This window comes from Bacillus cereus group sp. BfR-BA-01356, from assembly GCF_022663635.1.
Classification (GTDB): Bacteria; Bacillota; Bacilli; order Bacillales; family Bacillaceae_G; genus Bacillus_A; species Bacillus_A cereus.
The window spans coordinates 1-8,731 of the sequence record NZ_JAKUFX010000187.1 but is presented as its reverse complement, the minus strand read 5'-3'; the positions used below and the strand labels follow the sequence as shown (position 1 = coordinate 8,731).

The following is an 8,731-nucleotide window of genomic DNA, read 5'->3' as shown; positions in this document are numbered from 1 at the left end:
TTATCTAGAAATATCTTGAGACGTCCAAGTATTTTCTTTATTACTGGACTCTTATTAGAGAGTAAAACTAAGCCTGAGATAGGGCTTAAATATTAATATACGAGGGGGATGTGTAATGGAACAGTTACAAATTGGAGATATAAAAGTAAAGTGGTTAAAAGGCGGGAATACACATTTAGATGGAGGAGCAATGTTTGGAGTCGTGCCGAAAGTACTTTGGTCACGTAAATATAAACATAATGATACAAATCATATTTATTTACGAACAGATCCGTTACTTTTGCAAACAAAAGATGGAAATATGCTCATTGATTCCGGGATAGGAAACGGTAAGTTGAATGAGAAGATGAAACGAAATCAAGGTGTAACAGAAGAATCATCGGTTTATGAATCATTAGAAAAATTAGGATTAAAGCCTGAAGATATCGACTACGTCTTGATGACACATCTTCATTTTGATCATGCATCTGGTCTAACAAAATGGGAAGATGATCACCTTGTACCGTCATTTCCAAATGCGAAAGTTTACGTAAGTGAAACAGAATGGAATGAAATGAGGAATCCAAACATTAGATCACGTAATACATATTGGAAGGAAAATTGGGAGCCAATTGTAGATCAAGTTGTTACGTTCCAGCAAGAAATAGAAATTACAGATGAAATCAAGATGGCGCGTACGGGTGGTCATAGTGATGGACATGCAGTTATCGCTTTGGAGAGTCAAGGGGAAACGATGCTACACTTAGCGGATCTCTTACCGACGCATGCGCATCAAAATGTATTATGGGTAATGGCATACGATGATTATCCGATGACCTCGATTGAAAATAAGCAAAAGTGGATGAAGTATGGTGCTGAAAAAGAGGCATGGTTTACGTTTTACCATGATGCATATTATCGCGCTGTGAAGTGGAATGAGGAAGGGCATATCGTAGAAAAAATAGAACGGAAAACGAGTATAGAAGCATAAAAATAGGAGGTTGTTCCATCATATTTATTGGAGCAGCCTCTTTTTTATTGTCGGGTTTTGTTGATAAATCGATATAATTGGGAAATCGCTGATATAATTTTAATCAATACCCACAATTAAAAAATAAGAGGTTCACCTAATGGGAACCCTCCTTTTTATGCTGCTATAACCTCTAAAACAGTACCTGTTTTAGCATCAACTAAAAATTCAAATCGTTCTTGTATATCATTTAACATTGTTGTAAGACCGCCGCGATAAACTTCATATGCGACATCATATTTTTCAAATGTCTCTGGAACCATATGTACCCAAGAGCCAGTAATTTCACCTTTATGACTTAATGCTTGTTTCACCATTTTCAATGCTTTTTCTGAAGAAATATGGGATTGTTCTTGTACTTTGTTTGCAACGAGATAACCAGCTGCGAACCCAACGCCAAGACCTGCTACTAAACCTTTCCAGCTCATATATTCACCTCAATTCTATAAAATAAAAATAGTGTACCGATAATAATTATAAAGCAAATACAGCTAAAAAAGAAGAAACTAGAAACATTTCGAAAATTTCGTTACAATAAAAGAGGTATTCTACTAAGGTTTGAAAGAAGGGGACTTCGTGAATAAAGAGACATTACAATTATTTCGTACGTTAACAGAATTACAAGGTGCATCAGGTTTTGAACATGATGTACGCCGTTTTATGAAACAAGAATTAAGCAAATATGCGGATGAAATTGTACAAGACGGTTTAGGTAGCGTATTTGGTCTGAAAAAAGGGGACGAAACTGGCCCGCGTGTTCTTGTAGCAGGTCATATGGATGAAGTAGGTTTCATGGTTACGCAAATTACGAAAAACGGAATGCTTCGTTTTCAAACGTTAGGCGGCTGGTGGAGCCAAGTTTTATTAGCACAGCGTGTACAAGTTATGACGAAGAATGGTCCTGTTATTGGGGTTGTTGGTTCTATTCCTCCTCATTTATTAAGTGACGCGCAACGTGCAAAACCGATGGATATAAAAAATATGTTAATTGATATAGGTGCAGATAGCTATGAAGATGCGATTGAGATTGGTGTAAAACCAGGACAACAAATCGTGCCAATCTGCCCGTTTACACCGATGGCAAATGAGAAGAAAATTATGGCGAAAGCTTGGGACAACCGTTACGGATGTGGTCTTGCAATCGAATTATTAAAAGAATTAAAAGATGAAACATTACCAAATACATTATATTCTGGTGCTACTGTACAAGAAGAAGTAGGGCTCCGCGGAGCGCAAACAGCTGCAAATATGATTCAACCAGATATTTTCTATGCGCTTGATGCAAGTCCAGCAAACGATGCATCTGGTGACAAAACACAGTTCGGTCAATTAGGAAAAGGTGCTCTTCTTCGTATTTACGATCGCACGATGGTAACACATAGAGGAATACGCGAATTCATTTTAGATACAGCAGAAACAAACAACATTCCGTACCAATACTTTATTTCACAAGGTGGTACAGATGCGGGCCGTGTACATACAAGTAACTCTGGTATCCCATCAGCAGTAATTGGTGTTTGTGCGCGCTACGTTCATACACATGCTTCAATTTTACATGTTGATGATTATGCAGCGGCGAAAGAATTAATTACGAAGCTTGTAAGAACAACAGATAAAACGACGTTAGAGACAATTAAGAATAACGCGTAGAGAGGAAGAAGGGCTGAAGAGCCTTTCTTTTTTTAGCTTGAATAGATGACCCATCCATGAGTGGGAATGGTCAGTGCCTAATTGGTGCTCGAATGGTGTATTAAGACCCTGGATAGGAAAAGCGAGGAAGGCTGTTTTTGTTTTTGAAGACGGTAATGTTGTTAGAAAAAACCTTCTTTTTTAGATTGAATAGATGACCCAGCGATGAGTGGGAGCGGTCAGTGCTTAATTGGTGTTCGAATGATGTATGAAGACTCCAAGTAGGAAGTGAGAGGAAGGCTGTTTTTGTTTTTGAAGACGGTAATGTTGTTAGAAAAAACCTTCTTTTTTTAGCTTGAATAGATGACCCATCCATGAGTGGGAGTGATCAGTGCTTAATTGGTGTTCGAATGATGTATGAAGACCCCAAGTAGGAAGTGAGAGGAAGGCTGTTTTTGTTTTTGAAGACGGTAATGTTGCTAGAAAAAACCTTCTTTTTTAGGCTGAATAGATGACTTGGTGATATGTGGTAGTGGTTGATGCTTAATTCGTATCTGATAGGGATATTAGAATAGAATGATGAATTTTTATAGAGGTGAACGAAATGAAAGTAGTAGTAGGATCAAAGAATAAAACGAAGGTTGGCGCTGTGGAGAAGGTTTGGAAAGATGCTGAAATTACATCTCTTTCTGTTCCGTCAGGAGTATCAGCTCAGCCTTTCTCAGATGAAGAGACGATGCAAGGAGCGATTAATAGAGCGAAGCGAGCACTAGAGGAAGGAGAAGCTCCAATTGGTATTGGGCTAGAAGGCGGCGTAATGAAAACGGAGCACGGTTTATTTATGTGTAACTGGGGCGCGCTAGCAACAATGGATGGGAAAGTATTTGTGGCCGGAGGAGCGCGTATTACGTTACCAGACGATTTTTTAGCACCTCTTGAAGATGGTAAGGAATTAAGCGAAGTGATGGAAGAGTTTGTGCAGCGAAAAGATATTCGTAGTCACGAAGGTGCTATCGGTATTTTTACAGATGATTATGTCGACCGCACGGAATTATTTGTACACGTTGTTAAGTTGTTAGTTGGGCAATATAAGTATGACAAAAAGCAAGCATAAACCTTGCACCGTGCGCGATGTATGGTAGTATAAAAGAAAGATTATAACATGAAAAATGCACCCGTTAGAGGAGGAAATATAGATGAAGTCATTAGAAAGCATGGAGCAATTCCAACAGTTAAAAAATGAAGAGAATGTAGTCTTTATGTTCTCAGCAGAATGGTGCCCAGACTGCCGCTTTGTAGATCCATTTATGCCAGAAGTAGAAGAGAAATATAGTGATTTCTCATTTTACTATGTAGATCGTGATGAGTTTATTGATCTATGTGTAAAATTAGACGTATTTGGCATTCCGAGCTTTGTAGCGTACAATAAAGGTGAAGAAACTGGTCGCTATGTAAACAAAGATCGTAAAACACAAGAACAAATCGAAGAGTTCATTGAAGGTTTAAAATAAGGCAATTTGCCAATTGAATTGTAAAACAACCTCTACCTTCGCGGGGGGGGTTATTTTTTTGGAAGGGAGGAAAAAAGAGATGAAGATGACAAGTAAAAAGATGAAAGATGAGTTAATAAAGAAATTATCTCGCCCAGAATGGGACTTTCAGTATGATAGTGAGAAAGAAGTTTTACGTATTGAACAAAAAGACTCCAAAAAAGGTATTAACGTATCGCTTCCAGGAGTTGTGGCAAAATGGGAAGTGAACAAGGAAAAGGCAATTGAAGAAGTTGCTTATTACGTACAAGAAGCGCTAATTGCGATGCATAAAGAAGAAAATAGCGGAGCGAAAATTTTACCTGTTATTCGCTCTACTTCTTTCCCGAAACAAGCAGAAGAAGGAAATCCGTTTATTATGACGGATCATACGGCGGAAACACGTATTTACTACGCGCTAGATTCGAATAAAACGTATCGACTAATTGATGAGCGTCTATTACAAAAATTAGAACTTACAGAACAGCAAGTGCGTGAAATGGCATTATTCAACGCACGCTCATTAGGTTATGAATTTAAACAAGACACAGTAGCGGGTAATACATTCTACTTTTTAAACACAAATGATGGGTATGACGCGACTCGTATTTTAAACGAATCGTTACTACAATCGATGCGTGAAAAGATTTCTGGTGACATGGTTGTTGCTGTTCCTCACCAAGATGTATTAATTATTGCTGATATCGTCAACGAAATCGGTTATGATATTATTGCACAAATGACAATGAAATTTTTTGCCGAAGGGCATGTTCCGATTACATCACTTTCATTCGTATATGAAGATGGAGAATTTGAACCAATCTTTATTTTAGCGAAAAATCGGAAGAAGACAGATGGAAAAGAGAAAGGATGAACGAAGTGAACGTTTTTTACAACCTTGAAGGAATTGGTGACACTTTAATTGTTGCCTTACAAGATATTACTTTAGAGAACCGTACTTTTGATCGCAAAGGAGATGTTGCACGCGTATACGATCGTGAAAGCAATGTAACAGCAGGATTCAACATCTTTAATGCATCTTCTTACTTAGAAGTAAAAGAAACAGGCAACCTTACATTAACGAAAGAGCTTGTAGAGAAAATCAACGGAATTTTAGCGAAGAATGGCTTTGAAGAAACAGTAGAAGCAGATCTTTCTCCGAAATTTGTTGTAGGCTATGTAGCTGAAAAAGAAAAGCATCCAAATGCTGACAAGCTAAACATCTGTAAAGTAGAAATCGGTACAGAAACATTACAAATAGTATGTGGTGCACCAAACGTTGATGCAGGACAAAAAGTTGTCGTTGCAAAAATTGGTGCTGTAATGCCAAGTGGTATGTTAATTAAACCAGCAGAACTTCGCGGTGTTCCTTCTTCTGGAATGATCTGCTCTGCACGTGAATTAGAGCTTCCAGATGCTCCACAAGAAAAAGGTATTCTTGTATTAGAAGATAGCTTTGAAGTTGGACAAGAGTTTAAATTTTAATTGATATAAGAAGAGAGAGGTTGTCCTTTTGGACAGTCTCTCTTTTTGTTTTGTCATTTTTTGTTGGTAAGTCGATATTCCGTGTCGAATCGTTGATATATGTAGAGTTACGATAGATATATTTGAAAAATCGTTGATATATGTAGAGTTGTGATAGATATATTTAAAAAATCGTTAATATGATAAGGATGTCACCTTTTTTCTTAAAATCTATATTGTATTTTATAAACAAACTAGTTAAAATTTAGAAAAATAGAAGGGGATAGACGTATGAAACAACAAATAAAAATCGCAGAACTTCTAAAACGAATTGAAACTTCAAAACAGCAAGATATTGAGCTAGGTACTTATGAAATATATGTGTTTAGTGAAAGTGAATTAGAAAAAGGACAAATCGGTTACCGATACGATAAACATAAAAATTCATTAATAAGTGAAGAAAACGGAAAGTGGCAAGAAGGATGGATTACAATTGGATATGAAACGGATATGGGCGATCCAGTTTTCGTAAATATAGATGATGACGCTTATCCGGTTTATATTGCAGAACGTGGTACAGAAAAATGGCAGCCAGTTTATATTGGAAATATGGATGAGATTATAGGGCAATTATAAGAAAAACTTTGAATCCGGTGCAAAGTGATGGGAGAGAAGTATGAAGTATATAAAAATAATGAGCATGATTGCATTCATTGGAATATATATGGCCGGTTGTTCACAAGAGCAGCCGAAAAAAGAAACTACATCTTCTATACAAGAGAAAAACAAAGATACCAAAGAAGACGCACCGGTAGAAAAACAGCAAGAACAAGAAAAAAATGAAGAATTGCAAGCAATTCAAACGAATGAGCAAGTAGAACATAAGCAAGAGGAAGTATCATCTGAGGAAAAGAAAGAAGAAACTACGCCAGTACAGCCAACTGAGCAACCAGTGCAAAATAATGAACAAAAAGTAGGGAGTAATGAAAAACAAGAGAAGTTTCTCGTCGTTATTGATCCAGGGCATCAACAAAAAGCGAATTTAAATTTAGAGCCAATTGGACCAGGGGCAACAACGCAAAAATATAAAGTGACAGACGGTACAACAGGTGTTGTGACGAAAAAGAGAGAGGCTGTACTTGTATTAGAAATGGCTTTTTTATTAAAAGAAAAGCTTGAAGCAAAAGGGATACAAGTATTAATGACGAGAACATCACAAGACGTTGATATAAGTAATAAAGAACGGGCGACATTCGCAAATAATCATAAGGCGAATTTATTTTTACGTCTTCATGCAGATGGTTCTGAAAATCCAAACGAAAGTGGATTTGCTGTATTGACGCCGGCAGAAGGAAGTCCGTATACGAAAGAGATTTATGCGGAAAGTCTTCAAATCTCTCAAATGATTGTAAATAAAATGAGGGAGAACCAGCAAGTGAAAGTAAATGGAATTAAATTTCGGGATGATCTTTCTGGATTTAATTGGGCAAAGGTTCCTGGTGTGTTATTAGAACTTGGGTTTATGTCAAACCATGAAGAAGATAAAAAATTATCTGACCCGCAGTATGTAAATTCTTTATTGCAAAGTGTAACGGGTAGTATAGATGCATATCGGAAGAGTAAAGCTTAAGCGCAGTCTTACATGAAAGGCTGCGTTTTTCCATATGAAACACTCGTAAATTAGAATATTGTGGATAAATATGACATGCTTAATTTTACCTGCACTTTTTGCCGAATGCTGATACAATAAAGGATGTTACTATTTAGTAGAAAGAGTGGTAAGCATGTTAGATTGGATGAAAAAGCTGTTTAACAAAGAGGAAGAACAAACAGCGATGAATAAAGAAGTACCAAAGCAAATTGAAAGTCAGCCGAAAATTCCTCGTGTAAACCACTACACTGAAGCAAGAGAAGCACAAATGGCAAGTAGGAATGCAGGTAAATGCCGTTTTCCTTTAGTACCGGATAATGGGTTCGATGAAGAGGATGAAAGCGAAGTAAATCGCTTCGAAGAACAACCTGTTCAAGGAGTAACATATGAAGAACCTACTGCCCAAAGAGGAATAAAGGTGGAAAGAAGCAGACGACCGTATGTGGAAAAGGTAGTTTCTACATATGAAGAGCCGGAAGTGCAATATGAACCGGTGCGGGAGTCTGTCGTTAAAAAGGCATCTGCACCTTCGCAAGAGAGTAACCGTAGACCATTTCGTCCAACAGAAATGATTTCGCCAATTTATGGATATAATCGTCCTTCAGTAGAGAAAAAGGAAGAAAAGCAGGAGGAAGTAAAGGAAAGAGAAGACCTTGAAATATCTGTAGAGGGTAAATCAGTCGTTGATGCATGGTTAGAGAAAAAAGGATATAAATTATCTGATTTCTCAGAAGGACAAGCACCAACTTCTTCTAGTCATAGAGCTGCTAACCAGCAAGGAGAGCAACAATATGAAGAGAATAAAAAGGAAGAAAAGTCAGTAGTTGATCAATGGCTAGAGAAAAACGGTTATGAAATCGAACGCCAAGTGCCTTTAGTAGAAGAAAAAGAAGTGATTCAAGAAATGAGTACACCGCAGGAAGTTTCAGCGGATGAATTACTTCATAAAACAGTAGCTGAGCAGATGGAAAGTGCTAAGCCAGAAAAAGATGTAGTGGTGTTAAACGAAAACAATCTACAAGAAGAATTAGTAGCTTCTAAAGTAGAGCACGAGGATACAATATTATCAGAAGAAATTAAACGTAACACAGAAATAAAACAACCTACTATTGAAGTAGAAAAGCAAGCTCCAGAAGAATCAGTGATTGTCAAAGCAGAAGAAAAACTTGAAGAAACAATCATTGTGGAAATACCAGAAGAAGTGGAAGTAATTGCGGAAGCAAAAGAGCTAGAAGAAGTGGAAGTAATTGCGGAAGCAAAAGAGCTAGAAGAAGTGGAAGTAATTGCGGAAGCAAAAGAGCTAGAAGAAGTGGAAGTAATTGCGGAAGCAAAAGAGCTAGAAGAAGTGGAAGTAATTGCGGAAGCAAAAGAGCTAGAAGAAGTGGAAGTAATTGCGGAAGCAAAAGAGCTAGAAGAAGTGGAAGTAATTGCGGAAGCAAAAGAGCTAGA

The 8,731-nt window shown here is 37.4% G+C and carries 9 protein-coding genes and 1 pseudogene; 9 read left to right on the top strand and 1 reads right to left on the bottom strand.

All coding sequences use genetic code 11. From position 1 onward, the window contains the following. Positions 1-115: 115 nt before the first annotated feature. On the top strand, positions 116-970 hold the full coding sequence (locus tag MR168_RS31095; RefSeq protein ID WP_086412535.1) for a YtnP family quorum-quenching lactonase: 855 nt from the start codon (positions 116-118) through the stop codon (positions 968-970). 155 nt (positions 971-1,125) lie between these two features. Here the strand turns inward: MR168_RS31095 and MR168_RS31090 are convergent, their stop codons facing one another. Further along, on the bottom strand, positions 1,126-1,437 hold the full coding sequence (locus MR168_RS31090; RefSeq protein WP_000118543.1) for a PepSY domain-containing protein: 312 nt from the start codon (positions 1,435-1,437) through the stop codon (positions 1,126-1,128). Between the two features lie 148 nt (positions 1,438-1,585). Here MR168_RS31090 and MR168_RS31085 point away from each other — a divergent pair, with 148 nt between their 5' ends. The 8 genes and pseudogenes from MR168_RS31085 to MR168_RS31050 form a co-directional block, all read left to right on the top strand. After that, positions 1,586-2,659 carry a M42 family metallopeptidase gene (locus MR168_RS31085; protein ID WP_001031514.1) on the top strand — a complete coding sequence of 358 codons (1,074 nt, stop codon included), beginning with the start codon at positions 1,586-1,588 and terminating at the stop codon, positions 2,657-2,659. A 583-nt stretch (positions 2,660-3,242) separates the two neighbouring features. Continuing rightward, positions 3,243-3,752 carry a DUF84 family protein gene (locus tag MR168_RS31080; RefSeq protein ID WP_000869940.1) on the top strand — a complete coding sequence of 170 codons (510 nt, stop codon included), beginning with the start codon at positions 3,243-3,245 and terminating at the stop codon, positions 3,750-3,752. A gap of 82 nt (positions 3,753-3,834) precedes the next feature. Further along, positions 3,835-4,149 carry a thioredoxin family protein gene (locus tag MR168_RS31075; RefSeq protein WP_000838193.1) on the top strand — a complete coding sequence of 105 codons (315 nt, stop codon included), beginning with the start codon at positions 3,835-3,837 and terminating at the stop codon, positions 4,147-4,149. A gap of 79 nt (positions 4,150-4,228) precedes the next feature. After that, complete coding sequence (locus tag MR168_RS31070) at positions 4,229-5,041, top strand: DUF1444 domain-containing protein (protein WP_000784588.1); 813 nt, start codon at positions 4,229-4,231, stop codon at positions 5,039-5,041. After that, on the top strand, positions 5,038-5,652 hold the full coding sequence (gene ytpR / locus MR168_RS31065; RefSeq protein WP_001006771.1) for a YtpR family tRNA-binding protein: 615 nt from the start codon (positions 5,038-5,040) through the stop codon (positions 5,650-5,652). Before MR168_RS31070 ends, ytpR begins: the two co-directional genes overlap by 4 nt. A gap of 270 nt (positions 5,653-5,922) precedes the next feature. After that, the gene (locus tag MR168_RS31060) at positions 5,923-6,267 is read left to right on the top strand and encodes a thiamine transporter (RefSeq protein ID WP_086412534.1); all 345 of its coding nucleotides are present in this window, start codon (positions 5,923-5,925) and stop codon (positions 6,265-6,267) included. A 40-nt stretch (positions 6,268-6,307) separates the two neighbouring features. Further along, positions 6,308-7,261, top strand: coding sequence for an N-acetylmuramoyl-L-alanine amidase (locus tag MR168_RS31055; protein WP_140159415.1), 954 nt, complete (start codon positions 6,308-6,310; stop codon positions 7,259-7,261). A 154-nt stretch (positions 7,262-7,415) separates the two neighbouring features. Further along, a pseudogene (locus tag MR168_RS31050) lies at positions 7,416-8,731 on the top strand (DNA translocase FtsK); the annotation flags it as partial.

Bases quoted from the DNA above. Each gene is read 5' to 3' on its own strand.
- MR168_RS31095 (WP_086412535.1), top strand. From the start codon at position 116: ATGGAACAGTTACAAATTGGAGATATAAAAGTAAAGTGGTTAAAAGGC.
- MR168_RS31090 (WP_000118543.1), bottom strand. From the start codon at position 1,437: ATGAGCTGGAAAGGTTTAGTAGCAGGTCTTGGCGTTGGGTTCGCAGCT.
- MR168_RS31080 (WP_000869940.1), top strand. From the start codon at position 3,243: ATGAAAGTAGTAGTAGGATCAAAGAATAAAACGAAGGTTGGCGCTGTG.
- MR168_RS31075 (WP_000838193.1), top strand. From the start codon at position 3,835: ATGAAGTCATTAGAAAGCATGGAGCAATTCCAACAGTTAAAAAATGAA.
- MR168_RS31070 (WP_000784588.1), top strand. From the start codon at position 4,229: ATGAAGATGACAAGTAAAAAGATGAAAGATGAGTTAATAAAGAAATTA.
- ytpR (WP_001006771.1), top strand. From the start codon at position 5,038: ATGAACGAAGTGAACGTTTTTTACAACCTTGAAGGAATTGGTGACACT.
- MR168_RS31060 (WP_086412534.1), top strand. From the start codon at position 5,923: ATGAAACAACAAATAAAAATCGCAGAACTTCTAAAACGAATTGAAACT.
- MR168_RS31055 (WP_140159415.1), top strand. From the start codon at position 6,308: ATGAAGTATATAAAAATAATGAGCATGATTGCATTCATTGGAATATAT.